General features: G+C 65.6%; 25 protein-coding genes and 1 riboswitch. Of the genes, 9 read left to right on the forward strand and 16 right to left on the reverse strand.

The features are described 5' to 3' along the window. The first annotated feature begins 97 nt into the window (after positions 1–97). On the forward strand, positions 98–1,309 hold the full coding sequence (locus M8312_RS03685; protein WP_250119032.1) for a glycosyltransferase family 2 protein: 1,212 nt from the start codon (positions 98–100) through the stop codon (positions 1,307–1,309). On the opposite strand, the gene M8312_RS03690 is transcribed toward M8312_RS03685, so the two are convergent. Both M8312_RS03690 and M8312_RS03695 read right to left on the reverse strand, forming a co-directional pair. After that, positions 1,239–2,501 carry a glycosyltransferase family 4 protein gene (locus M8312_RS03690; RefSeq protein WP_250119033.1) on the reverse strand — a complete coding sequence of 421 codons (1,263 nt, stop codon included), beginning with the start codon at positions 2,499–2,501 and terminating at the stop codon, positions 1,239–1,241. The genes M8312_RS03685 and M8312_RS03690 overlap by 71 nt on opposite strands. Then, positions 2,501–2,647: a hypothetical protein gene (locus tag M8312_RS03695; protein WP_250119034.1), complete on the reverse strand. Its 147-nt coding sequence runs from the start codon at positions 2,645–2,647 to the stop codon at positions 2,501–2,503. The genes M8312_RS03690 and M8312_RS03695 overlap by 1 nt, the downstream gene beginning before the upstream one ends. Positions 2,648–2,891: 244 nt before the next feature. On the opposite strand from M8312_RS03695, the gene M8312_RS03700 reads away from it, so the two are divergent. Continuing rightward, a complete protein-coding gene (locus tag M8312_RS03700) occupies positions 2,892–3,842 on the forward strand; it encodes a UDP-glucuronic acid decarboxylase family protein (RefSeq protein ID WP_250119035.1) in 951 nt (316 codons plus the stop codon). Positions 3,843–3,902: 60 nt separating this feature from the next. On the opposite strand, the gene M8312_RS03705 is transcribed toward M8312_RS03700, so the two are convergent. The 4 genes from M8312_RS03705 to M8312_RS03720 all read right to left on the reverse strand — a co-directional run bounded on the left by M8312_RS03705 (position 3,903) and on the right by M8312_RS03720 (position 6,461). After that, complete coding sequence (locus M8312_RS03705; protein ID WP_250119036.1) at positions 3,903–4,466, reverse strand: FxDxF family PEP-CTERM protein; 564 nt, start codon at positions 4,464–4,466, stop codon at positions 3,903–3,905. Between the two features lie 139 nt (positions 4,467–4,605). Beyond that, complete coding sequence (locus M8312_RS03710; RefSeq protein ID WP_250119037.1) at positions 4,606–5,127, reverse strand: CAP domain-containing protein; 522 nt, start codon at positions 5,125–5,127, stop codon at positions 4,606–4,608. 52 nt (positions 5,128–5,179) lie between these two features. Next, on the reverse strand, positions 5,180–5,596 hold the full coding sequence (locus tag M8312_RS03715) for a L,D-transpeptidase family protein (RefSeq protein ID WP_250119038.1): 417 nt from the start codon (positions 5,594–5,596) through the stop codon (positions 5,180–5,182). A 241-nt stretch (positions 5,597–5,837) separates the two neighbouring features. Then, positions 5,838–6,461: a PEPxxWA-CTERM sorting domain-containing protein gene (locus M8312_RS03720; RefSeq protein WP_250119039.1), complete on the reverse strand. Its 624-nt coding sequence runs from the start codon at positions 6,459–6,461 to the stop codon at positions 5,838–5,840. Between the two features lie 200 nt (positions 6,462–6,661). Here M8312_RS03720 and M8312_RS03725 point away from each other — a divergent pair, with 200 nt between their 5' ends. Genes M8312_RS03725 through M8312_RS03735 form a run of 3 tightly spaced genes read left to right on the forward strand, consistent with a single transcriptional unit; the run spans position 6,662 to position 10,652 of the window. Continuing rightward, a complete protein-coding gene (locus M8312_RS03725; protein WP_250119040.1) occupies positions 6,662–8,110 on the forward strand; it encodes a mannose-1-phosphate guanylyltransferase/mannose-6-phosphate isomerase in 1,449 nt (482 codons plus the stop codon). A gap of 48 nt (positions 8,111–8,158) precedes the next feature. Continuing rightward, positions 8,159–8,740, forward strand: a complete 582-nt coding sequence (locus tag M8312_RS03730) for a LemA family protein (RefSeq protein WP_250119041.1) — start codon at positions 8,159–8,161, stop codon at positions 8,738–8,740. 4 nt (positions 8,741–8,744) lie between these two features. Next, complete coding sequence (locus M8312_RS03735) at positions 8,745–10,652, forward strand: DUF2207 domain-containing protein (protein WP_250119042.1); 1,908 nt, start codon at positions 8,745–8,747, stop codon at positions 10,650–10,652. Here M8312_RS03735 and M8312_RS03740 read toward each other — a convergent pair whose 3' ends face one another. Next, positions 10,653–11,147: a GNAT family N-acetyltransferase gene (locus tag M8312_RS03740; protein WP_250119043.1), complete on the reverse strand. Its 495-nt coding sequence runs from the start codon at positions 11,145–11,147 to the stop codon at positions 10,653–10,655. A 54-nt stretch (positions 11,148–11,201) separates the two neighbouring features. After that, complete coding sequence (rpmE, locus tag M8312_RS03745) at positions 11,202–11,432, reverse strand: 50S ribosomal protein L31 (RefSeq protein ID WP_250119044.1); 231 nt, start codon at positions 11,430–11,432, stop codon at positions 11,202–11,204. Between the two features lie 76 nt (positions 11,433–11,508). After that, positions 11,509–11,662: riboswitch (cobalamin riboswitch) on the forward strand. An 80-nt stretch (positions 11,663–11,742) separates the two neighbouring features. Between rpmE and M8312_RS03750 the strand changes: the two genes are divergently transcribed. From M8312_RS03750 to M8312_RS03765, 4 genes are read left to right on the forward strand one after another with little or no spacing between them, the layout of a single operon-like run. Next, positions 11,743–13,587, forward strand: coding sequence for a TonB-dependent receptor plug domain-containing protein (locus M8312_RS03750; RefSeq protein WP_250119045.1), 1,845 nt, complete (start codon positions 11,743–11,745; stop codon positions 13,585–13,587). Next, positions 13,559–14,305 (forward strand): ABC transporter substrate-binding protein, encoded by a 747-nt coding sequence (locus tag M8312_RS03755; protein WP_250119046.1) that lies wholly within the window; start codon positions 13,559–13,561, stop codon positions 14,303–14,305. Before M8312_RS03750 ends, M8312_RS03755 begins: the two co-directional genes overlap by 29 nt. Continuing rightward, on the forward strand, positions 14,302–15,270 hold the full coding sequence (locus M8312_RS03760; RefSeq protein ID WP_250119047.1) for a FecCD family ABC transporter permease: 969 nt from the start codon (positions 14,302–14,304) through the stop codon (positions 15,268–15,270). Before M8312_RS03755 ends, M8312_RS03760 begins: the two co-directional genes overlap by 4 nt. Then, positions 15,267–15,968, forward strand: a complete 702-nt coding sequence (locus M8312_RS03765; protein WP_250119048.1) for an ABC transporter ATP-binding protein — start codon at positions 15,267–15,269, stop codon at positions 15,966–15,968. Before M8312_RS03760 ends, M8312_RS03765 begins: the two co-directional genes overlap by 4 nt. A 6-nt stretch (positions 15,969–15,974) precedes the next feature. Here M8312_RS03765 and fabZ read toward each other — a convergent pair whose 3' ends face one another. The 8 genes from fabZ to frr all read right to left on the reverse strand — a co-directional run bounded on the left by fabZ (position 15,975) and on the right by frr (position 24,005). Further along, positions 15,975–16,448, reverse strand: a complete 474-nt coding sequence (gene fabZ, locus M8312_RS03770; RefSeq protein WP_250119049.1) for a 3-hydroxyacyl-ACP dehydratase FabZ — start codon at positions 16,446–16,448, stop codon at positions 15,975–15,977. Positions 16,449–16,451: 3 nt separating this feature from the next. Beyond that, positions 16,452–17,036, reverse strand: a complete 585-nt coding sequence (locus tag M8312_RS03775; protein ID WP_250119050.1) for an OmpH family outer membrane protein — start codon at positions 17,034–17,036, stop codon at positions 16,452–16,454. Beyond that, positions 17,036–19,648, reverse strand: coding sequence for an outer membrane protein assembly factor BamA (bamA, locus tag M8312_RS03780; protein WP_250119051.1), 2,613 nt, complete (start codon positions 19,646–19,648; stop codon positions 17,036–17,038). The genes M8312_RS03775 and bamA overlap by 1 nt, the downstream gene beginning before the upstream one ends. A 98-nt stretch (positions 19,649–19,746) precedes the next feature. Then, the gene (rseP, locus tag M8312_RS03785; protein WP_250119052.1) at positions 19,747–20,877 is read right to left on the reverse strand and encodes an RIP metalloprotease RseP; all 1,131 of its coding nucleotides are present in this window, start codon (positions 20,875–20,877) and stop codon (positions 19,747–19,749) included. After that, the gene (locus M8312_RS03790; RefSeq protein WP_250119053.1) at positions 20,877–22,040 is read right to left on the reverse strand and encodes a 1-deoxy-D-xylulose-5-phosphate reductoisomerase; all 1,164 of its coding nucleotides are present in this window, start codon (positions 22,038–22,040) and stop codon (positions 20,877–20,879) included. Before M8312_RS03790 ends, rseP begins: the two co-directional genes overlap by 1 nt. Beyond that, positions 22,037–22,684 (reverse strand): phosphatidate cytidylyltransferase, encoded by a 648-nt coding sequence (locus tag M8312_RS03795; RefSeq protein WP_250119054.1) that lies wholly within the window; start codon positions 22,682–22,684, stop codon positions 22,037–22,039. The genes M8312_RS03790 and M8312_RS03795 overlap by 4 nt, the downstream gene beginning before the upstream one ends. Further along, positions 22,681–23,451 (reverse strand): polyprenyl diphosphate synthase, encoded by a 771-nt coding sequence (gene uppS / locus M8312_RS03800; protein ID WP_284070200.1) that lies wholly within the window; start codon positions 23,449–23,451, stop codon positions 22,681–22,683. The genes M8312_RS03795 and uppS overlap by 4 nt, the downstream gene beginning before the upstream one ends. Further along, positions 23,448–24,005, reverse strand: a complete 558-nt coding sequence (gene frr / locus M8312_RS03805) for a ribosome recycling factor (protein ID WP_250119055.1) — start codon at positions 24,003–24,005, stop codon at positions 23,448–23,450. The genes uppS and frr overlap by 4 nt, the downstream gene beginning before the upstream one ends. Between the last annotated feature and the right edge of the window lie 2 nt (positions 24,006–24,007).

The raw sequence follows: 24,007 nt of genomic DNA on the forward strand, positions 1-24,007 counted from the left end.
TTCGGCAAACTCCCGCTGCCGTTTGGCAAGGTGCGGACCTCGATGGAGAATGCTAGTCGCGCAGGCGACGCGATGCAATCACGGGACCGACCCATTAATGTACACCACGGACATAGTGTCGATCCTGCTCCTGATCGCATTGACCCCATTGCTGATCGTCGATGCCTTTTTCGCGGCGGAAGTGGCAGCAGGACTGGCCAGGGGGCGGAAAAAGCCGACCGCAGTTCTCCACGGAGACGTCGTGATCGTCATTCCCGCGCACGACGAGGAAGCGGTAATCGGCGCGACGCTGGCAAGCCTTAGTGAAGCGCTGGGCGAGCGGATGCGCGTGCTGGTGGTCGCCGACAATTGTGGAGACCAGACGGCCGAGGCCGCGAGAGCAGACGGCGCGACGGTGCTCGAGCGGCACGATGCTTCCAAGCGGGGCAAAGGCTTTGCACTGGCGTTCGCTCGCGACTGGCTTGGTGCGCAGCCACCGGAATCGGTGGTGGTGCTTGATGCGGATTGCCGGATCGACCGCGCAAGTCTCGCCAACCTGGCTTCCCTCAGCCAGGCGAATGGGCGGGCAGTGCAGGCGGTGAACTTGCTGAGCGCTGCTCCGCAGGCCAGCCCGATGGTCCAGATTTCCACCTTCGCCTTCCTGGTCAAGAATCTTGTTCGCCAGCGCGGGCTGCAGCGGCTGGCGGGACGTGTGCACCTGACCGGCACCGGCATGTGTCTGCCCTGGCGCAACTTCGCCGAGGCTGATCTTGCGACTGCCAGCATTGTCGAGGACTTGCGCCTGGGCCTCGAGCTTGCGGAACGCGGCGTACCGCCCATGCTGGCGGAAGACGCCTTCGTGCGCAGCCCGCATGCCGCCGCCGACCAGACCCTTGGCCAGCGCAGCCGGTGGGAAGGCGGGTTTCTCGCGACCATGCGCGCGACCGCGCCAGGGCTGCTGTCTTCCGGAGTGCGCGCGCGCTCGTTCGGGACGATTGCGGCAGGACTGGATTTGCTGGTGCCGCCGCTCGCGCTGTTCGCGATGGTCAACTTGGCCGCACTTGGCGTGGCTATCCTGTGCGGAGCGATGGGCTTGGCCAGCTGGGCTCCTGCCCTTGCATTGATTCTCGTCGGTGCCGCCGCTGCATTCGTATTGATGCTGGCTTGGTGGCGCGAAGGACGTCAGGTGCTCGGCTTCGGAGCCCTTGTGAGGATCCCCCTCTACGCGCTGTGGAAGCTGCCGATGTATGCTGGCCTGGTCAGGAAGGGCGCTCCGCGGAGCTGGAACCGGACGGCGCGTGTGCAAGAAACAAATCACGAAGCGCCATAGCGGACTTGCGGATATCGAACTCGGAGGAGATGACCTCGGGACCGCGCCGGCCCATCGATTGCCGCGCCTCCGGGTCGCCCACGAGCCTATCGAGCGCGGTTGCCAACTCGTCCCAATCCGACGGGGCGAACAGAAGACCGGTCTCCCCTTCCCGCACAAGTTCCGGAATACCCGCGACGCGTGAGGCAATGACTGGCTTGCCGAGCGCCAAAGCTTCCATCAGCACGATGGGAAGTCCCTCCATGAAGCTGGAAAGCACCAGCATATCGCTGGCCGCGATCGCCTCAAGGGTTTCGGCCTCCGGCAGGCGCCCGAGAAATCGCACCCGGTCGCTGAGCCCGAGTCGCGCGACCTGCGCTTCCAGCGCCTCCTTTAGCGGTCCGTCGCCCACGAGATCGACCTGCGCCAGGCGCTCCGCTGGAAGGCGCGAAAAGGCGTCGATCAATCCGGCAAACCCCTTCTCCGCGGATAACCGTCCGACCGCGATGATCTTCACGGAGGGTCCTGCGTCAGTGGACACCTTGGGCAGACGATCGAGTTCAAGGCCGCAGCGCACGATCTTGAGCTTTGGCCAGACCTCCGGCGGGATCAGACGCTCGGCTTGCGCCCGGCCGAAGTAGGAGACGCAGGCAACGAATGCGGCGGCGTCGATCTTCTCGGACAGCGTGAGCCCGGCCGGGTAATCGAATTCGGAAATCCCGTGGATGGTGAAGCTCCATCCGATCTTCGCCTGCCGGCTGGCGAGAAGCCCGACCGTCGCGGCGCTGTTGGCGAAATGATTGTGAAGGTGCGCGATGCCCCTCCTCCGCAACTCGCCTGCAAGCAGCATGGCTTCGACAAAGTGCGCCAAGGCGAGCAAGCCGTTGCGCACCCCGGGCGCACGATGCCGCAGCGCGAAAGCGAGATTGCCAAAATAACGTCCGGGCGAGCGCAGGACCTCGGCGAGGTGACCCTTCAGATAAGAGGCTGGGCCTTGTCGCAGCAGCGTGTAGGTCCGCGACTCTTCCGAGCGATCCTCCTCGGCGCGAAGTTCCGCGGCCGATGGGGCCCGGATGCTGAAGGTCTCCAGGTGCACGCCCAATTCCCGAAGCGCGGACACCTCGCGGCGAATGAAGGTGTGGGACGACGCAGGGTATTGGCTCGTCAGATAGGCGATGCACGCTTGCTCGCGTCCAGGAGGCGGAGTGGTCATCAGGCGCCCTTGTACCTGATGGAGTCGCCCTGCCCATGCTTGAGCAGCGTCTTCGCGGTGCCAAGCAGCTCAGACCGTCCTTGGCGGAAGCTGGCGGCGCCTTGTCCGCCCTCGTCACCCCCGATCGATATCTCTCCGATGTTCATTGTCGATCCGTACCTCACCGCCCTCAGTCGTGGCTTTACAGCGGTCCGGGCGATTGCCAACACGCCGTCATGGGGATCACGCTCGCGCTGACCGGCCTGCACCGTCTACAGCGCGGCGCCTGTACCAGGAGGAGGCCGTCTCGCCGGAGCTCTTGGTATTGCCCACCATCGCGGCCGATTATGAGCGATTTCTCAAGGAAGTCGTGGCAGCGGGATCCACACGACCCGAACAGGAATGATCTTCATGCGCACCTATGCTGACACCAAACGCATCCTCGTCACCGGCGGTGCGGGTTTCCTGGGATCGCACCTGTGCGAACGGCTCATTGGCGAGGGCCATGAGGTCATCTGCGTCGATAATTTCTTCACTGGTCAGCGGCGGAACATCGCCCATCTGCTCCAGCATCCCAATTTCGAGCTGCTGCGGCACGACGTGACCTTCCCGCTGTTCGTCGAGGTAGACGAGATCTACAATCTCGCCTGCCCCGCCTCGCCCGTGCATTACCAGCATGACCCCGTGCAGACGACCAAGACCAGCGTTCACGGCGCGATCAACATGCTTGGGCTGGCCAAGAGAGTGGGCGCGAAGATCCTCCAGGCTTCCACCAGCGAGGTCTATGGTGATCCCGACATCCACCCCCAGACCGAGGAATATTGGGGCCGGGTCAACCCGATCGGAATCCGCTCCTGCTATGACGAGGGCAAGCGCTGCGCGGAGACGCTCTTCTTCGACTATCACCGTCAGCATGGGCTGCGGATCAAGGTCGCGCGGATCTTCAACACTTACGGGCCACGCATGCATCCCGCCGACGGGCGCGTGGTGTCGAACTTCATCGTCCAGGCGCTGCGGGGTGAGCCGATCACCCTGTATGGTACCGGCGAGCAGACCCGTAGCTTCTGCTACGTCGACGATCTGATCGACGGCCTAGTTCGATTGATGAACAGTGGCGATGAGGTCACCGGGCCCGTCAACATTGGCAATCCCGGCGAGTTCTCGATGCGCGAGCTTGCCGAACTGGTGCGTCAGAAAGTCGGCGGAACGTCAGAGTTCGTGTTCGAACCCTTGCCCAGTGATGATCCCCGCCAGCGCCGGCCCGACATCAGCAAGGCGCTGGAGTATCTTGGCTGGAAGCCGGGAGTAGCACTCGACCAGGGGCTGGATGCCACGATCGACTACTTCCGCACCATCGTCTGAAGACATGAAAAAGGGCCCGGCCGAGCGGCCGAGCCCTTCTTCTTTTCGCAATGCTGCGTGTTAGGCGGCTTGCTGCAGGAAGCTGCCAGCCTGACGGCGACGCATCGAGAAGCCGACCGCGCCGAAGCCCAGCAGCATCAGCGCCCAGGTCGCCGGCTCCGGAACGGCGGCAGTACGACCAAAGGACAGCGTGCCGCTGTAGCTGGCGTCACCGAAGGTGGTGCCGTTGATGGTGAGCACGTTGGTCGCATTGGCGGTCAGCGGAATGAGCTCACGGCTCGCCGAATCGAACACGCCATTGGCGATGTTGAAGGCGAAGTTGGACGTGCCGTTGTTGAGCACGACCGAGTTGAAGTTGAGGTTGGTCAGCGGATTGGCCGTGTTGAACGTCGAGTTCAGGATAGCCGAAACGGTGTTGTAGCCAGTCGGGGTTGTGAAGGACACCGTGTCGGTGAAGCTCTGCCCGCTCGGGCAGCTGTTCACGGTCGGCGTGCACTGCACGGTCGGATTGGAGAATGAACCGGCGCTGCCATCGATCTGCGGCGTGATGACCGCAGCGCTGGCGCCCGTGGCGAACGCGATGGAGCCCAAGGCTCCGGCAACAAGATACTTAAACTTTCCCATGTGGCACTCCCTCACTGCACGCGCATGGATAAGCCAGAGCGCGACTAGCGGGGGGTTAACGGCGTGTTTACCTTTGGGTTCCGAGGCTTTTTCGCACTTGCACCATTTCAGCGATGAAGTCCGTCACTTGAGCCGAAAATCAGAGGATTTCCTCGCCAATGACATTTCCAGCTGTCCTATAACGGCACACCAGGATTTCTTCCGCCCCTGCCGCGCTGGTCGCGCAGCCCACGTGAGTGGTCCGGCGCCAGATCAATTGCGTGTAGTGGCTGACGTCCTCCACGCGCCGGGTCCGGCTGGCGTAAGGGAAGATGCCAGGTGCGAAGGCGCGCTTCTCGGCAGCCCACAGGCCAACCATGTTTTCCGGGAGATAGTAGCCGGGGGTCCCGCCCCAGATATTCTCGCCCTGCGGCTCGGCGCCGGGCGCATCGGGCGAATGTTCGAAACGGCCGGTGCGGCTGAGATGCTTGGCCCATTGGGCTGCGCCCTTGGCGAGGTCTTCGTCCCAGGCGAGCGGGGGAACCTGAACCATCGCACGCTCGCGGTTCTGCGCCGCCAGCAGGCGTTCATTGAAGTTGGTGCGCGGGCCGAGGCTGCCGATCAGCAGCGGTGTCGCCGCAAGCATGAAGGCCAGCCGCCGGAAGGATGTGGTGCGTGGCATGTGTCACCTCGGGAACGAGGGACCGCTTTGCCAGAAGAGGGTAAAGGGACGGTTAGCGCCTTGCCGCCGCTGCCGTTGGCTTTGCCGAGCGAGTGATGCTGACGGGATCTCCGACCTTCACCTGCTCGTAGAGTTTGGCCGCGAACTCGGTTGGGACCCCGATGCAGCCGTGCGTCGCCGCCCCCCAGCGAACGTCGCTACCGTGGATCGACACGCCATCCCCGGTCAGCCGCAGGGTGTAAGGCATGGGCGCGTCATACAGGCTGGAGCGGTGGTCCTTGCCTTTCCAGAGAATCGGGAATCGGCCCACCGGCGTTTCCTTGGCGTCGGCACCGTAGAGCACCACGGCCGTGCCGATCTCATGCCCGCCACGGAAGATGCTGATCAGCTGCGTCCGCAAGTCCACGCGAAGGGTGATGGGCCCAGGTGGAACACCCGTCTCGTTCCACAGGAAGTCGCCATATTCCATTGGCCGGTCGACCCGCAGCAGCGAACGCGGCGCCTGTTCGAACCCGCCGGCCGATCGCGCTTGCCGCTGCTGCGCTTGGTCGAGGACGATGCGAGGCCCTTTCGCTTGGGCCGGAGGCCGTACTGACTGCTGAGGTCGCGGCTCGTCTGAACTTGCGAGGAGAAGGCCGGCAGCGCCTCCACCAGCGAGCAACAGTAGTGTCAGGACAAGAAGCAAGTGCCGCCGCATCAGGCGACGAGCCTTAAGCGAGCCGCGGCGTTCCCGAAAGACTTGCCCGGCGGCGGCGCATGGACGACCCGATCAGGCCGAACCCGAGCAGCATGGTCATCCAGGTTGCCGGTTCGGGAACGGCCGACGGTACTTCCGGCGTTCCTGGGGTGCCGGGAGTCACGGGAGTGCCCGGTGTTCCCGGTGTTCCACCGGGCGGAGGTCCGACGAGGGTCACACCCGGCGGCGGGGCGTTGCCGGGTACGCCGGTGACCTTCGGAAGCACCTCGGCCAGGGTCGGCGGCGGCGCGACCGACGGCGCGGCTTCGACCGGCGGCGGCGGCGCCAAGGCCTCGACGAACTCCTTCGGCGGAGCGGCGCTCGGGCGGATGATCTTGCCCAGCGCCCGCTCGTGCGGCTTGGCGGCGGCGTTGCTGGCGAGCTTGCGCGACTTGGTCGAGGTCAGAACCCCCTTGTCCCGCTCGCCCGGGGAGCGGGAGTCGAGCAGAGCCATCAGGCTTTTCGGTGCTGACAGCGTCGGCACATCGAAACCGTGTGACGCGAGTGTCTGCAGGGCCACCGGCGTTCCCGCGGCCGCGACCATGCCGAGGCCAAGAATGGCTCCGACGGTCAGTTTGCGCTTAGCCCCTTGGATCACCCTGTTCGCTCCAGACTTAGTCCGTAGGTAGAACGGTTAATCTATTATTTAGTTTCTGTGAAGAATTTCCGTTCATCTGTCTGCGTTTGAGACAATGTGGCTGTTGCCTTGCCGGTGACAGTCGTCGAAACAGCGGCAACAGAGTTAATGAGGGCGGGTCGAGGCTGCGAATGGACGCAACGGAGTCTGCAAGGCCGGCAATGATTCGCCCAGTCATTCTGTGCGGCGGCATGGGTGCGCGGCTCTGGCCGGTATCGCGGGCGCACTTTCCCAAGCAGCTGGCCGACCTGGGCGATGGGCAATCGCTGCTTCAAAAGACCGTGGCACGGGTCCGGGGATCCCGCTTCGCCGCGCCGCTCCTCGTCAGTGGGGAGGAACATCGCTTCGTCGTTCGCGATCAGATTGCGGACATGGGCGCGGCGGCCGAATGCGTGCTCCTCGAGCGGACGGGGCGCAACACCGCGCCAGCGATCGCGCTCGCGGCCGAGTGGATCGAGGCTCATGCACCGGGAGAGATCATGCTGGTCCTCCCGTCCGACCATGTGATGGACGACGAACCGGCGTTCCTGGCGGCGGTCGATCAGGCACTCGCCGGCGTGGAACAGGGACAGCTCGTCACCTTCGGCATCGCTCCTTCCCGACCGGAAACGGGCTACGGCTACATTCGGGCACAGCTCGCTCCCAACGACTCAGCGGGCATTCACCAGGTGGAGCGATTTGTCGAAAAGCCACCGTTGGCAACGGCCGAAGAGTACCTCCGGTCGGGCGACTACTTCTGGAACGCGGGCATCTTCCTGTTCCGGGCCGGTGACATCCTCACGGAGCTGAAGGTGCATACGCCCGAGGTGGCCGCCTGGGCCCGCCGCGCCATTGTTGAGGGCAGCACCGACGGTGAATTCTTCCGCCCAAGGGAAGAGAATGAGGCCGGCCCCTGCCCCGCCATCTCCATCGACTATGCGGTGATGGAGCACTCCGATCGCATTGCCATGGTGCCGGTCGCCCCTGGCTGGTCGGACCTCGGCTCGTGGAGTGAATTGTGGGCCCGCGCTGATCAGGACGGGCAGGCGAACGCCACCCGCGGTCAGGCGGTGGCGGTGGATTGCCGTGGAAGCCTGCTTTACGGCTACGAAGGGATGACTGTTGCGGGCGTCGGGCTGAACGACATGATCGTGGTCGCGACCCGCGATGCGGTTTTGGTCGTCCCCAAGGACCGAAGCCAGGATGTGCGGGCGGTCGTCGACACCCTGAAGGAACGCGGTGAGCAGACCGGCGACCTGCCGAGCGTCATCCATCGGCCGTGGGGCACTTATCAGACCACCGATCGTGATGAACGTTTCCAGACGAAGCGGATTGTCGTGAAACCCGGCGCCAAGCTGTCCAGCCAGCTGCACCATCACCGTTCGGAGCATTGGGTGGTCGTTGCAGGCACCGCGGAGGTGACCGTGGGCGAGCGCACCTTCCTGCTGCACGAGAACCAGTCGACCTACATCAGTGCCGGAACCGTTCACCGGCTCGCCAATCCCGGCAAGGTGCCGCTGCACCTGGTCGAGGTGCAATGCGGGACCTACCTCGGAGAGGACGACATTGTCCGCTTCGACGATGTCTACGGACGGGCACCTCCGGTCGATGAAGAACCCGGCAAGCCCTAGCATGCGCCTTCCTGTCCGCTTATGGTCGCTGCGGGCAGTTTTGGGGGAATGAACATGGGGCTTGTCGGCTGGATCGTCATCGGGATCGTTGTCCTGCTGCTGCTGTATGCAGTGGGGCTCTACAACCGGCTGGTGCGGCTCCGCGCACTGACGAAAGAAGGGTTCAGCGGGATCACGGTGCAGCTTCGCCGCCGGGCCGATCTCATTCCCAACCTCGTCGAGACGGTTCAGGGCTATGCCGGGCACGAGCGCGACACGCTTGAGGCGGTGACCAGGCATCGCACGGATGCGGTGCAGGCGGCCGGCGGCGGGGTCGCGGCAACCGCGCAGGCCGACGCGCAGATGACCGGTATGTTGGGCCGGCTCATGGCCGTTGCGGAGGCCTACCCCGATCTCAAGGCCAACCAGAACTTCCTTGATCTCCAAGGGCAGCTTGGAAGCATCGAAGGTGAGCTGCAGAGCGCGCGTCGCTATTACAACGCCACGGCGCGGGACCTGAATACTGGCATCCAGAGCTTCCCGGCGGTCTTGATTGCCCGGCCGATGGGCTTCAGCGAAGAGCCCTATTACGAGGATGCCGACAGCTCGATCCAGTCGGCGCCCAAGGTCAGCTTCAAGCCGGCGGCCTGAGCCGATGAGTCGTCTCGCGGCAGCGCTGCTGGCGCTGCTGGCCCTCGTTCCGGTGCGGGCCGCGGCCGAGGAGCGGATCCGCAGCTACGATTCGCGCATCCTGATCCAAAAGGACGGCGCGCTCGACGTCACCGAAACGCTGGACGTCACGGTCGAGAACCAGCGAATCAACCATGGCATCTTTCGCGACTTCCCGACCCGCTACCGCGCCCCGCACGGCGGGCTGGTTAAGGTCGGTTTCAGCCTGATCGGAACTACCCGCGACGGCGAGCCCGAGCCGAGCAGCACCCAGTCGATCGGCAACGGCATTCGGGTCAGGATCGGCGATCCGGAGCGCATCGTGCCGCAGGGCGAGCATCGGTACACGATCCACTATCGCGCGACCCGCGAGCTCGGCTTCTTCGACAAGTATGACGAGCTCTACTGGAACGTCACGGGCAATGGCTGGATCTTCCCCATCGACCAGGCCAGCGCGACCGTGATCCTGCCCGCCCCAGCCACCTTCGGGCAGCGTGCCTTCTACACCGGCAGCCAAGGGTCGGCCGACCATAACGCCACCGTCACGGCCGAACGGCCGGGCGAGATCCGGATCGAAGCGACCGCCCCGCTCGACGCCTATCAGGGCCTGACGATTGCGCTCGCCTTCCCCAAGGGAGTGGTGTCGCCGCCCTCGCGTACCCTTAAGGCGGGTTACTGGCTCGCCGATTACGGCCCGCCACTGACCGGCGCGGCGGTGCTGGTCGCGCTGCTCGGCTTCTTCTGGCGCGCCTGGCGGCGGGTCGGACGCGATCCGGCTGCGGGCCCGGTGGTGCCCTTATTCTCCCCGCCCCCCGACCTGTCGCCGGCAGCGATGCGCTATCTGGAGACGATGACCTGCGACAATCGCGCCTTCGCGGCGGCGCTGGTCGACCTCGGCGTCCGCGGCCACGTCCGCCTGACCGAGGAGGACGGCGGCTGGTTCGCCAAGGACACGACGCGGATCGACCGACTGCAGGGCACCGCGCCGCTTCCCGACGAGGAAGCCGCGATGCTCGACGCGCTGATTGCGATGCCCGACCAGTCGCTCGAGATGAAGCAGGAAAATCACAGTAAATTCTCGGCAGCGTCCAAGGCCCTCGAAATGCCGCTCAAGGAGCGGTTTGACGGCAAGTTGTTCAAGCGCAACCTCGACTGGGCGATCATCGGGCTGGCGCTGGTGCTGGGCGGGATGTGGCTGACCGCGACCGCGATGGGCCTCGCCGCCGGGGTCGCCGGCGGCTGGCTGATGATGGGCCTGGGCGCGCTTGCGGCAACACTGTTCCTGCTCTTTCTGCGCCAAGGCGCGCGCGGCGGGATGCGCACCTTGTGGACGATCCTCGCCGGGATCGCGGGTGTGGTGGTGTTGTTCGTCAGCCTGCCGATCGCGCTCGCCGGGGTCGAGATGACCGGCCCCCTCCCCCTGCTCGGCCCGCTGCTGGCGGTGCCGCTTGCGCTGTCGGCCTTCAAATGGCTGTCGGCCCCGACGGCCGAGGGCCGCAAGACTCTCGATGCCATCGCGGGCTTCAAGCAGTATCTGTCGATCGCGGAACAGGACCGGCTTGAGCGTATGACCGGCGGTCCCGCCCAAACGGTCGAGTTGTTCGAGAGATACCTTCCCTACGCCATCGCGCTGAAGGTGGAGAACAAGTGGGCCGACCGCTTCCGCTCGACTCTGGCGGCCGCAGCCGCGGCGCCGGGCCAGCAGCAGAGCTTCCTGTGGTATTCCGGCTCGCACCAGCCGTGGGACAATCCTGGCGGCTTCGTTCGTGACGTCGGATCAAGCCTGTCGAGCGCCATCAGCTCGGCATCGACGGCGCCAGGCTCGTCGAGCGGATCGGGTGGAGGCGGCTTTTCGGGTGGCGGCGGTGGAGGAGGCGGCGGAGGCGGCTGGTGATCAGCCCCAGGCAGGCCGACGCAGAACGGCGGTTGGTCCGTGGTAGTCGACCACGCTCAGCCGCTCAAAACCAAGTTTCTCGGCCAGTCGAAAGCTGGGCTCGTTCGCCGTTGAGATGATCGCCCAGACGGGCGTCGGGTCGAGCGCAGCCTCTGCCCAGTCCAGCGTGGCGCGGCATGCTTCCATGGCCAAGCCTAGGCCATGGGTTTCGGTCGCCATGATCCAGCCCATCTCCGGCTCATCGCCGAACTGAGGCTCAATCTCCCGCCACGCGGTGAATAGGCCGACATTGCCGAGCAGCTTGCCGTCGGACTTGCGCTCCACGGCCAATGTTCCGAAGCCATTCAGGCTCCAGCCGCCCACCGCGGCCATCAGCCGACGCCAGCATTCCTCCTGCCCCATCGGCTGTGGGCCGAAGTGGCGATGCACTTCCGGCTCCTGCAGGATTGCGTGATAAGGGCGAAAATCGTCCTTGCGCCAGGCGCGCAAACGCAATCGCTCGGTCTCCAGGGTAGGAGCCGAGCGCTGCGTCACCGGAGGTTGGCCGACTTACTTCTTGGTGAGGCTGAGGCCGCCAAAACGCTTGTTGAAGCGCGCGACCTGGCCACCCTGGTCGAGCATACGGCTGTTGCCGCCGGTCCAGGCAGGGTGGACGCTGGGATCGATGTCGAGGTGGAGGGTGTCACCCTCTTTGCCCCAGGTCGAACGGGTCTGGTACTTGGTCCCGTCGGTCATCTCGACGGTGATGAAGTGATAGTCGGGGTGAACGCCGCTCTTCATGGGTCAGGTCCTTTGAGAGATGGCTGGTTCCGACCAGCCTGGAAGGTTGCCGCGCCCATTAGCGGCGGGGTGGCGACTTGACAAGCTGAAGGGTCGCGACGACACGCCGCCGCAGGATCAGGGGTCAAGGAAGCCGGTGCGAAACCGGCGCTCTGCCCGGAACGGTATGCCGCCTTCGCTTCCCAGCGATCGCGGACAAGTCCGATACTTGCCCTGGCTCCGTCGTCCGTTTCCTTGTCCGGGGTCAGACTGGGGACGTGGGCAGCCGCCCTCCGTGACGACAATCATGTCGTTACGAGAGGAGTGCCCCTTGCCTTTGTTCCTTGCCGATACGCCAGCTGCCGTGCAGCCACCCACCGTCGTGGTCACCGCCGAGCGCGCGCCCGAACAGCGGGAGCGAACGGCCGCGTCGGTCAGCATCGTCGACAGCAAGCGCCTGGACCGTCTGGGCGAGCCCCTGCTGTCAAACGTGCTGCGGCTGCTGCCCTCGGTGGCGGTGGCGACATCGGGACCGGCCGGCTCGATCACCGAGGTTCGGATCCGCGGTGCCGAAGCCAACCAGACCCTGCTGTTCATCGACGGCATCCGCGCCAATGATCCGGCCGCAGGCAACGTGCCGCGCTTCGAGCTTGTGGGTGCGGACCTGGCCGATCGGATCGAGCTGGTGCGCGGTCCGCAATCCGCTTTGTGGGGGTCCGAGGCGATCGGCGGGGTCATCGCCTTGAGCTCGGACGCGGGTGCCTCACCCCAGTTGTCTGTCGAAGGGGGCTCGTTCGGCTTTGCCCGTGCGGGCGGCCGGACAAACGTCACGCAAGGCAATGTGTCGGCAAGCGTTGCAGGCGGCGTTCAGCGCGCGACGGGGATCGACAGCTTCGGCGCTCCGGGCGGCGACAAGGACGGCTACGCCAACCTTGCGCTGCGCACCCGGGTCGAGTGGCGGCCCAGCGACCAGTTGACCTTTGCGGCGACCAGCTTCGGCGTGAGCGGCCGATCCGCCTATGACGGGTACAAGGATTTCGTCCACGCCGATACCGCTGACGTAACCCGCAACCGGCTTGGTGCGATCGGGGTAAATGCCGATTGGCGCGAGGGCGGATGGCAAGTCACGGCCTCGGCATCGATCCTGGCCTCACGCAATCGCAACCTGCTGGCGGGAGATTTCGTCAACCAGACGGCGGGCGAGCGCCGCTCGGTGGGTTTCCAACTCGCCCGCGAGCTGACCACCGGGGCAGTCCATCACCGCTTCATTCTCGCCGGAGATGCCGACAAAGAGCGCTTCACCGCAAGCGACGCCGTCTATTCGGGCGCCACCGGTCAGCGCCGCTCGCGTGCACACGAGGCGCTGACGGCCGAATGGCGTGCCGAGGCAGGACCGCTGACCACGGATATGGCCGTGCGCCGTGACGCGTTCAATCGCTTCAAGGATGCCACCACGTTCCGCGGCTCGGCCTTGCTGTCGCTTGGCCGTGGATGGGCCCTGACCGGATCATATGGCGAAGGCATCGCGCAGCCGACCTTCTTTGACCTGTACGGCTTCTTTCCCGACAGCTTCGTCGGCAACCCAAACCTGAAACCAGAGCGTTCAGCAGGTTGGGAGGCCGGCATCCGCTACGCCTCCGGTCCGGTCAGCGTCAGGGCGACCATCTACCGCCAGAGGCTGCACGACGAGATCGTCGACGTCTTTCTGCCCACCTTCCAGTCGACCACCGCCAATGCAACCGGCACCAGCAAGCGTGCGGGTCTCGAGCTGGAGGGCGAGTGGCAGCTGTCCCCTACCCTGCGATTGGCCGCCAACTACGCTTACCTGAAGGCGAGCGAGCGGCGTGACGCACTCGATCGACCGGTTCAGGAGCTGCGGCGGCCAAAGCACAGCGGCAGCCTGGTTCTCGACGGCCAGAAGCAGCGCTGGACTTATGGAGCGAGCCTGGCTCTGGTCGGTGATCGGCGGGACACCGATTTCGACGTGTTCCCTGCCCGGACACTGACGCTCAAGGGCTATTGGCTGGCTGGAGCCCGAATTGGTTACCAGCTGAACAAGCGGGTCCAATTGTTCGGGCGGGTCGCCAATGCGTTCGACCGGACCTACCAGGACGTGGTCGGCTATCGCACGGAAGGAGCAAGCGTCGATGCCGGCCTTCGCATTGGCCTTCGCTAGCGCGGCTCGGATCGCCTCGCTCAACCTGTGCACGGACGAATATGTCCTTGCGCTGGCCGACCCGGGGCAGATCGCGTCATTGAGCTACCTCTCGGGCGAAGCGGGCGACAGCGCCCGCTGGCGCGAGGCGAGGCGCTATCAGCGGAACCGTGGAACGCTGGAGAGTGCCCTGCCCGCCCGGCCGACGGTGGTTCTGACCATGGGCGGAGCCGGCCGAGCCACAGGCGAGATCGCCCGGCGGCTCGGAATGAGCGTCGTCATCCTCCAATACCCGCGGACAATTGCCGATGTTCGCTCCCAGGTGGTTGTGGTCGGGCGCCTGCTCGGCCAGCAGGGCAAGGCAGCCACGACCCTGCGCGCGATCGATCAGTTGCGCGCAAGCCAGCCTGTTGCGGCAGATGCGGCGTTCATCAGTGGCGGAGGCAATTCGCTATCCCCGCAGTCGCTTGGAGCCGAATGGATGAGGCTCGCCGGTTATCGGCAGCGGGCCCTGCCGAATGCGAGGCTGAGCCTTGAAACAATCGTAGCAGCACCGCCCAAGTGGCTGATCCGTAGCGACTATCGCGCCGACGAATATAGCCGGCAGCAAGCCTGGTTGGAACATCCGCTGGTGCAACGGCTTGCGAGCCGGATGATCCGCACGGACGGGCGGGCATGGACCTGTGGCGGCCTGCCGATGATCGATGAAGTCGCGCGCCTGCGCAGAGCCCCGCATTGAGCCGAGGCTGGCTCCTTGCCATTGCCGCGGCGCTGCTGACCTTAGCAGCGGCGGCGCTGCTGTTGCCTTGGGTGCCCCTTGCAATGCTGGGGCAGGCTGACCCAGCGCTTGCACGGGCCGTGCTGGTGGAGCTTCGGCTGCCCCGGCTGCTACTCGCATTGGGTTATGGCGCGACGCTCGGGCTGAGCGGGGCTTCGCTGCAGGCGATCTTCGCCAATCCCCTCGCCTCACCCGACATTACGGGAAGCAGCAGCGGCGCCGCGCTGGGGGCGGTGGTCGGCGGCTATTTCTTCGGCCTGAGTGGCCCATTGCCACTGGCCGCTTGTGGGGCGGGTGGCGCCCTGCTCGCGCTCCTGCTGCTGCTGGCGATCGCAGGTCGCCGGGCCGACCAACTCAACCTGCTCCTGGCGGGACTGGCCATCAGCCTGGTGGGAGGAGCGCTGACCAGCCTTGCGCTGGCACTGGCGCCCTCTCCCTTCGCCTTTTACGACAGTTTCGCATGGCTCATGGGCAGCCTTGAAGACCGCAGCTTGCCGCAGGCCGCGGCGGCCCTGCTCCCTTCGCTGATCGCCGGAACATGGCTGGCGCGCCAATCCCATGTGCTGGACCGGCTGGCATTGGGCGAAGACATTCTCGCCGCCATGGGCAACGATCCCGTGCGCCTGCGCCGGGGCGTCGTGGCGGCGAGCGCCATTGCGGTCGGCGCCTGCGTCTCGGTCTGCGGCGCGGTCGGCTTCGTCGGCCTGATCGCGCCCATCGCCGCGCGGCGCCTGTGCCGAGGGCATCCCGGCAGGGCATTGCTACCGGCCGCGGCACTTGGCGCGGCGCTACTGACCGGGGCCGACCTCCTGACCAGGCTTGCACCCATGGGACGGACGATCCCGCTCGGCGTGGTCACAGCCGCGATCGGCACGCCCTTGTTTCTCTGGGTGCTGCTGCGCCGCTCCGGAAGTTACAGCGCATGACCGGCCTGCCCGCGCTCAACGCCTCGGCAGTCAGCCTGGCCGGGCGGCTCGAGCCCACTGATCTGCTATTCGAGGCGGGAACGATGACCGCGATCATCGGACCCAATGGCAGCGGCAAGACCAGCCTGTTGCGGGCGCTGGCGCGTGTGGAGCGGCCCGGCGGCACGGTGTTGATCGGCGGTGAGGACCTCGACCACATGCCGCCTTCGCGGCGCATTCAGCAGCTTGGATACCTGGCGGCCGGGCGCGAGCTCGCGTGGCCGATCCCGGTGCACGACCTGCTTCGGCTTGGCGCGAGTGACCTCTCACCGGAGCGCCTGACGACAGTCATCCATGCGCTGGAGCTTGAAAAGCTGGTGGACCGCCCCGTGGACCAGCTCTCCACTGGCGAGCGAAGCCGGGTATTGCTGGCACGTCTGCTGGCGGGCCGGCCGAGCCTGCTCCTGCTCGACGAGCCGCTTTCGCATCTTGACCCTTACTGGGTGCTGCATGTGCTTGGATTGCTGCGGGAGGCGGCGCGCGGAGGCGCGCTGGTGCTGCTCACCCTGCACGACCTGCATCAGCTGGAGCGCTTCGACCGTGTTCTGGTGATGGAGGGTGGCAGGATTGCTGCCGACGGAAGCCCAGCGGATGTGCTTGCCTCAGCCAGGTTCGAGCAGGTGTTCCGGGTCCCCGCTCAGGACGTGAGCAGTCCCTGACGTCCGTCAGGCGGCTGGCGGGTCGGCAATCATGGCGGTGAAGTTGGCCTCAGCCGCCAGCTTGCCCTCGACCAGCGCCCGTCCGCTGAACTTGCAAACGCTGCTGCGCTTCTGGACGAACTCGACATTAAGCTCGAGCAGGCAACCCGGCTCCACCGGAGTGCGGAACTTTGCGCCATCGATGGCCATGAAATAAACCAGCTTGCCCGAGCCGGCGAGACCGAGGCTTTCCACCGCGAGCACACCCGCAGCCTGGGCCAGCGCCTCGACGATCAGCACGCCGGGCATGATCGGGCGACCGGGGAAATGACCGGCGAAGAAGGGCTCGTTGATGGTCACCGCCTTGATCGCGGTGATGCTCTGGTCCTTGTCGAGACGGCTGACCCGATCGACCAGAAGCATGGGATAGCGGTGCGGCAGCGCGGCCATGACCGCCCGAATGTCGAGCGGGCCAAGTCCCGCGCTGCCGCCGTCCGCCATGCCTTAGCGGCCCTGCGTCTGCTGCTGCGACTGCGGCAGCGGAGTGACGCTGACGGCCGGCAGCTGCTGGTTGAGCTGCGCGAGCACTTCGCTGGTGATGTCGACCGACGGAGCGGCGAACATCACGTCCGCCTTGGCGATCGTGACATTGGCACCACGCGACGCCGAGACACTGGCAACGATGGTCTGCAGCTTGGCGCTGATCTGCTGGTTCACGTTCGCCTGGGTCGAGGCGAGGCGCTGCTGACCCTGCTCAAGCTCCTGCTGCGCGGAGCGCTGCTGGTTCTGGAAGGCAGTGATCTTGGCCTTGAGCGCGGCGTCCGGCTCCTTGCCATTCAGGGCGGCGACCTGCTGCTGGAGCGGACCGCCCGCGGTCTGGATCTGCTGCTGCAGGGTGGCGGCGCGCTGACGCAGCGTCGTCTCCTGGCTCTGCAGCGAGGTCGAGGCGGCGCGGCATGCGGTGCACGACTGGCTGATCTGGTCGGTGTCGACCACCGCCACAACGGCGGCCGGAACGCGCTGGGCCTGCGCGGCGGCGGGAACGAGCGCGGTGGCGGCAAGGGCCGCGACGAAAAGCTTGGTCTTCATCAGAATTGAGTTCCTACGTTGAACGAAAACAGCTTGGTATCGTCACCTTCCTGCTTGAGCAGGGCCTTGGCGATGTCGATGCGGAGAGGACCGAAGGGCGAGGTCCAGTTGAAGCCGATGCCGACCGAGAGGCGCGGCTTGGGCGAATCGCCCAGATATTCTTCACGGAAGCCCTGAACCTGCGTCTGTGTTGTCGTATTGCAGGTCAGGTTGGTGTCACCCGGAAGAATGGTCCGCTCCAGCGCGCCGGTCGTGGTGTTGAGGCAGCGCGCGATGAAGTTGAGGGTGGACGGGCGCTTCAGTCCGAAGACCGAGCCCGCGTCGATGTAGGCCGACGGGCGGATGCCAAGGCTGCGGAGGCCCGAGCTGGTCGGGAACTCCAGCTCGATCCGGCCCATGTAATAAGCGCGGCCGCCGAGGCTATCGACGATGTTGTTATTCGTCGCCGCCAGCGTGCCGTCGGCGTTATAGGCCGTACGGCGAATGCGCGGACCGATACCGCGTATGTCGAACCCGCGCAGCTGCTGGCCGAAGAAGCGGTCGGTGATGCGCACCGCATCGGTGTTCGCGTTCGGAGCAGACTGCAGCGCGGCGATGTAGCCGCCCTCAGCATGGGCCGACAGGATGAAGCCACCGAACGGGTTCCAGAACTTGGTCGCGTCGGCGCGGGTCCGGACATAGCGAACGTCGCCCCCGAGGCCGGCGAAATCCTGGCCGAAGATCAGCCGCTGGCCACGGGTGGCGCGGATGCCGTTGGTGTTGTCGTAGACCGCCGTATAGCCAACCGAGCTGGTGAGCCGATTGCCGAGCTGGTCGCAGAGATACTGGCCAGCCTTGAACGGGTCGCAGACGCCGTTGGTGTAGAAGGTCGTCGGATCGAGCGTCAGCTTGTCGTTCTGCAGCGTGTAGCGCGTGCCGATGGTCACGAACTCGTTGAGCGCGAAGCCAAGCCGCAGGCCACCACCGGTCGAAACCTGGCTGTAGGTGGTGTTGCGGGTATTCCCGACGAAGTTGAAGCTGTTGAGATCGCGGCGGAACACATCCACGCCAGCCAGGATCGGCTTGTCGAACAGATATGGCTCCGTGAAGCCCAGCTGGATCGACTTGGAATAGCGCGAATAGTTGATGCCGGCGCTCAGCACCTGACCGAGGCCGCGGAAGTTGCTCTGCTCGACCGAGGCCGAGATGATGAACCGCTCCAGGCTCGAATAACCGGCCGACAGGGACAGCTGGCCGGTCGACTTCTCCTCGACGTCGACGCCAAGCGCCACCCGGTCGGGAGCGACCTGGGTCTGCTTGATCTCAAGCTTGTCCTGGAAGAAGCCGAGGCTCTGTATCCGGTCCTGGCTGCGCTTGACCTTGAGGGTGTTGAACGCGTCGCCCTCATTGATGCGGAATTCGCGACGGATCACCTTGTCGCGGGTGACGGTGTTGCCGCTGATGTCGATCCGGTCGACATAGACGCGCGGAGTCTCATTCACCCGGAAGGTGATGTCCATCGTCTTGGTGTCGGCATTACGGCCGTAGTCCGGTTCGATGTCCGAGAAGGCATAGCCAAGCGCGCCCGCCGCTTCCTGCAGCCGCGTGACGGCATCTTCGATGGCCTTGGCGTTGAACCAGTCGCCCTGCTTGACCTGGGTGAGGCGGTCGATCGTCTTGGTATCGAGATCACGGATCGCCGATTCCGAGCTGATCTTCCCAAACTTGTAGCGGGGCCCTTCCTCGACGACGTAGGTGATGACGAAGTCACGACGGTCGGGCGTGAGCTCCGCCAGTGCCGAGACGACCCGGAAGTCGGCATAGCCCTGGGTCAGGTAGAAGGCGCGCAGCTTCTGCTGGTCGGCGGCCAGACGATCGGGGTCATAGGTGTCGTTGGACTTGATGAAGCCCAGCGGCCCGCCGGCTTGTTTGGTATACATCTCCTTGCGGAGGCGACCGTCCGGGAAAGCGTTGTTCCCGATGATGTTGATCGCCCGGACCTTCGACAACGGACCTTCGCTGATCTCGAACACGAGGTCGACGCGGTTCTGGTCGAGGTTGACGGTCTTCGGCTCAACACGTGCACCGAAGCGGCCCTGGCGCTTGTAGAGCTCAATGATCCGCTCGACATCGGAGCGGACCTTGGAACGAGTGAAGATCTGCCGCGGCGCAAGCTTGATCTCGGGCGTGATCTTGTCGTCCTTGATCCGCTTGTTGCCCTCCAGCACGATGCGGTTGATGACCGGGTTCTCGCGAATGGCGATCACCAGATTGCCGGTGTCCGCACCCTCGATCTGCGCGTCGGCAAACAGTTCGGTCGCGTAGAGGTCCTTGATGGCCTGGTCGAGCTTCTCGGCGTCGTAAGTCTGGCCGGGCGCCAGATTGGCGTAGGAGCGGACGGTCTCCGGCTCCAGACGCTCGGCACCGCGCACGGAGATGGAGCGGATCACCCGCTGCTGAGGTGCAGGCGCAGCAGTCGCGGCGGTCGCGGGAGCGGCTGCGGGCTGAGCCGGAGCAGGCGATGGAGCGGAAGCCTGAGCAAGCGCAGGAGCGGCCCAGCCGGACAGAACGGTTCCGATCAGCAGCGCAGCGCCAAGACGGCGGCTGGTGGTCAGAGTTGCATTGGAATTCACGCGCGTCCCCGCTTCATGGATGGATGATGGCGCCGCCCCCGCACACGACCATCGAATTTGGCGCCCGCCCTGCCCCAGACGCCCGACTTGTTCAAGCATTAGCCCGCCAAATGGCCAATTCTCTCCCACAGGCCGAATGAGCCCAGGTCGTTGAAGGTGGTGAACAGAAACAGGGTCGCGATGGCAGCCAAGCCGCCCCGGAACACCCATTCCTGCGCCCGCTCGCCAAGCGGACGGCGGCGAACCGCCTCGACCACGTAGAGGGCGAGGTGCCCGCCGTCGAGCATGGGGACTGGCAGCAGGTTGATGAACCCGAGGTTTATCGAGAAGAGCGCAATCAGCTGGATGAAGTCGATGGGACCAAGCGTGGCGAATTGACCGGCAATCTGCGCCATCTTGATCGCCCCGTGCAGCTCGTTCAGCGGACGGCGGCCACTGATCAGCTGCCAGATACCCTCCGCCATCGAGCGGGTGGTGCCCCAGGTCGCGGCGATGGCCTGCGGCAGCAGCTCCAACGGACCGACCTTGGCAAAGACGGGCTTGGGCGTGGCCACGCCAAGGCGGCCGACCTCGAACCGCTGCCCGAAGCGATCGACCTCCACGGCGCGGCCGAGCGTCAGCGGAGTGTCGAAGGCGCGGCCGTTCCGCTCGATCCGCACGACGACGCGCTCACCGGGCCGCATCACCGTATAGGAGCTCAGCTCGCGGAAGGTATCGATCTCGCGCCCGTTCATCGCCAGCACTCGGTCGCCCGGCTGAAAGCCGGCCTTCTCCGCGGCGCTGCCTTGGGCGACACCCGCGAACACCGGTGGCGTGCGCGGAACGCCATAGGCCATGAAGAAGCCGGCGAAAATCAGGATGGCGAGCAGGAAGTTGGCAGCGGGCCCCGCCAGTACCACCAGGAAACGCTGCCATACCGCCTTGGCGTGGAATGCCTCGGCGCGCTCCTCGGGCGTTAGCTGATCCAAATCCTTGCCCATGCTGGCCGGATCCATGTCGCCGCTGAAGCGAACATAGCCGCCCAAAGGAAGCCAGCCGATTTTCCAGCGGGTGCCCCTCTTGTCGGTCCAGCCGGCGATCTCATGCCCGAAGCCGATGGAAAAGGTCTTCGCCCCGATCCCGCACCAGCGGCCTACCAGATAGTGGCCCATCTCATGGATGAAGACGAGCGGGCCGATGGCGGCAAGGAATGCGACCACGATCAACCAGACTGGCGGCTGAGCGAGCATCAGGCGGCGATACCGGCGACTTGGACACGGACCCGGTCACGGGTCCTCCGATCGAGGTTGACGACCTCGGCGATGGTGGCGGGCGCGGGTTCGTTCATCGTCTGCAACGCCTGCTCTACGAAGCGAGCGATGTCCCCGAAATGAATGGTGTTCTCGAGAAAGGCCGCAACGGCGATCTCGTTGGCGGCGTTGAGCACCGCCGGCGCCGCACCGCCCTGCTCCAGCGCCTGGCGAGCAAGGCGCAGGGCTGGGAAACGCCCCGGATCGGGCGCCTCGAAGTCGAGCCGCCCCGCGGCGACCAGATCGAGCCTCACGACCTTGGTCTCCATCCGCTCCGGCCAGGCGAGCGTGTGGGCAATCGGCACCCGCATATCGGAAGGTCCAAGCTGCGCCAGCATGGACCCGTCGGCATATTCGACCAGGCTGTGAACGATAGACTGCGGGTGGACGAGCACGTCGATCCGCTCGGAAGGAATTCCGAACAGGTAATGAGCCTCGATCAGCTCAAGACCCTTGTTCATCATCGTCGCACTGTCGACGGAGATCTTGGCGCCCATCGACCAGTTCGGGTGCGCTACCGCTTCGGCAGGGCTCGCGCGCGCCATCTCCTCCGCCGAGCGCGTGCGGAACGGGCCACCGCTTGCAGTGAGGATCAGTCTTGAGACGCGCTCGATGTCTTGCCCTGCAAGACACTGGAATATCGCGTTATGTTCGCTGTCGACGGGAAGGATGGTGGCACCGGAACGCCGGGCTGCGTCCGTCATCAGCGCTCCCGCTGTGACCAGCGCTTCCTTGTTGGCGAGGGCAACCGTCTTGCCAGCAGCGATTGCGGCCATGACCGGCTCTAGTCCGGCGCAGCCGACGATGGCGGCCATGACCCATTCGGCTTCGCCCGCCGCGGCTTCAGCCAGCGCCTCTAGCCCCGCGCCGGTCTCAACACCGCTGCCGGCCAGTGCTTCGCGGAGCTCAGGGAGCAATCGCTCGTCCGCGACGGCGGCGAAACGTGCACCCAGACGCTTCGCGTCGGCGGCAAGCTGGACCACATTGCTGGCGGCGGTGAGCGCGATGACCTCGAACCGCTCGGGCGCGGCGGTCAGAAGATCGATCGTCGACTGGCCGATGGAGCCCGTTGCACCGAGGATGGAGACCTTGCGTCGGCTCATTGCAGCCCCGCCAGGACCGCCAGTCCAGTCAGCGTCGCCACCGGGATGAGACCGTCGAGGCGGTCAAGCACGCCGCCATGTCCCGGGATGAGCGAGCCGGAGTCCTTCACCCCCGCCTTGCGCTTGAGCCAACTCTCGAACAGGTCGCCGCCAGCGGACGCCAGCGCGAATAGCGGCGCCAACACCAGCCATGGCCAGGAAAGGTGCGTCGACTGAGCCCAGATGCCGCCTAGCAGGGTGGCCGCGATCAAGCCGCCGACGAGGCCCGAGATGGTCTTGTTGGGACTGATCGATGGGGCAAGCTTGAGACCGCCAAACGTCCGTCCCGTGAAGTAGGCGCCGATGTCGGCCGACCAGGTCACGATGAAAGCCCAAAGTACGAGTTCGAAGCCCTTGGCACCCGCCGGCACTCCCGCCCGCTCGCGCACCCACAGCAAAGCCAGCGCCGGCAGCAGCGCATAAGCGAAGCCGGCCAGATGCCAGCCGACGCCCCAGCCCTTCACCAGCCGTGACCACTCGTAGTAGATCCCGGTCGCCGCAGCGGCCACGAAGAGGGCGAAGACCGTCCCGCCCAGCCACTCGGCAAGCAGCGCGATCATGACCATCACGAGCCCGGCGAGGCTCCGCAGGGCGAGTTCGCTCACCGGCCGCCGAACCGCCGCTGACGGCGGGCGTAATCCGCAAGCGCATCGCCAAACGCCGCCTCGTCGAAATCAGGCCACAACACGTCGGTGAAGATGAGCTCGGCATAGGCCGCCTGCCACAGCAGGAAGTTGCTCAAGCGCACTTCGCCCGAAGTGCGGATGACGAGATCGAGCGGCGGCAGGTCGCGGGTCTGAAGGAGGTCCGCGATCGCCTGCTCGTCAATGTCGGCCGGGACGATGTCGCCCGCGACCGCGCGTTCGGCCAGCTGGCGGGCAGCGGCGGCAATCTCCGCCTGGCTGCCGTAATTCAGGGCGACCACGAGGGTCAGCCGCTTGTTGTCGCGGGTCTGCTCGACCGCCCGCTCGAGCCGGGCGAACAACTCGTCCCCGAAGCTGCGGGGCTCACCGATCAGCTTGAGCCGGACGCCCTGCTTCTGAAGCGTGGCAAGTTCACGCTCGACGTAAAAGCGCAGCAGGCCCTTGAGGTCGCTGACCTCTTCCTCGGAACGGCGCCAGTTCTCGCTCGAGAAGGCGTAGATGGTGAGGCACTCGACGCCCGCGTCCACCGCCGCCTGCATGGCGTTGCGAACCGCCTCGGCACCAGCACGGTGACCGGCCACCCTCGGCAAGCCGCGACGCTCGGCCCACCGGCCATTGCCGTCCATGATGATGGCAACGTGGCGGGGAACCCGCGCGGACGCCTCGTCGGCGGAGCCCGGGCGCCCCGCGGCGGCGTCCGGCGCACGCGGGGTAGCCGGGATCGTCACTTGTTGAGGATTTCCTTTTCCTTGGCCTGAGCCGCGCCATCGATCTCCTTGATCGTGTCGTCGGTCATCTTCTGGACCTCGGTGTCGAGCCGCTTGTGCTCGTCCTCGGAGATTTCCTTCTTCTTCTCGTCGTTCTTGAGCGCGTCCATCGCGTCTCGGCGGACATTGCGAACGGCGATGCGCGCCTTCTCCGCATACTGGCTGGCGAGCTTGGCCAGTTCCTTACGGCGCTCCTCGGTCAGATCCGGGATCGGCAGGCGGATCATCTGCCCGTCGGTGATCGGGTTGATGCCAAGGCCGGCGCTGCGGATCGCCTTCTCGACCGCGTTCATGTTCGAGCGATCCCACACCTGGACCGAGATCAGCCGCGGCTCAGGCACCGAAACGGTCGCGACCTGGTTGAGCGGCATGTTCGCGCCATACACCTCAACCTGGACGGGATCGAGCAGCGCGGTCGACGCGCGCCCGGTGCGCAGACCGCCAAGGTCGTGCTTCAGGGCTTCCACGGCGCCGTGCATGCGGCGCTGCACATCGGCCTTGTCATAGGAGGGCATAT

The organism is Sphingomonas sp. KRR8, from assembly GCF_023559245.1.
In the GTDB taxonomy this organism is placed as follows: domain Bacteria; phylum Pseudomonadota; class Alphaproteobacteria; order Sphingomonadales; family Sphingomonadaceae; genus Sphingomicrobium.